A 922-nucleotide genomic window follows, 5' to 3' on the forward strand; every position below is an offset into this window, starting at 1 on the left:
AGCTGACTCAACTGCTACATCTGTACCTGCACCAATTGCTATACCAATATCCGCTCTTATAAGACTCGGCGCATCGTTGATACCGTCTCCGACCATCATGACTTTATTACCGTCACTTTGATAATCTTTTATAATGCTTTCCTTATCTTCTGGCATGAGTTGTGCGTGGACATCACTAATACCTAATTCTTTTGCGACAGCGTGTGCCACTTCATTATTGTCACCTGTAAGCATGACTGGTGTAATATTTCTTGATAGTAAATCAGCTACCATTTGTTTTGAGCTTTCTTTAATTTGATCTCCTTGAGCAATCATGCCAATGACTTGTTGATCCTCAATTAAATAACTGATTGAATTACCTTGTTGAGCTAATTTAGTAAACAAGTCATCGTCATAATTAAGTTTATGTTTATCAAGATAAGAGACATTTGTTATTTTATATGTTTTATTATCAATTAGACCTTCTAATCCGACACCTGGAATATTATTAACGTCTTGTGGGTTAGTAAATGAAACATTTTTACTTTTCGCAAAATCAACAATACTTATAGCTAATGGGTGATTAGATTGACTTTCTAATGAGGCGAAAAGGCTTAATATTGTATCATTACTCAAATCATTTTTAAAGCTCTCATAATGATTCACAGAAAAGTTACCCTCAGTTAAAGTACCAGTTTTGTCCATCATTACATAATCGATATGTTGAGCTATTTCTACAGACTCTCTATTTTTAATAATTAAACCATTATGTGCACCAATTGAAGTAGAACGTGCAGTGACTAAAGGTATTGCCAAGCCTAAAGCATGTGGACAAGCAATGACTAACACAGTTACAAGACGTTCGAGTGCAAAATCAACATCATTTTGAATGAGCATCCAGACAATAAAAGAAATCACGCCAACACTTACAGCAAAGTAGAAT

1 protein-coding gene is annotated in these 922 nt (G+C 34.6%); it reads right to left on the reverse strand.

What is annotated here, in order from left to right; translation table 11 throughout:
* Nucleotides 1-922: HAD-IC family P-type ATPase (locus KA833_RS06690; RefSeq protein WP_210139544.1), on the reverse strand; the 922-nt coding region annotated here is incomplete at both ends.

It is taken from the genome of Staphylococcus sp. GDY8P67P (assembly GCF_017892545.1).
GTDB lineage: Bacteria > Bacillota > Bacilli > Staphylococcales > Staphylococcaceae > Staphylococcus > Staphylococcus ureilyticus.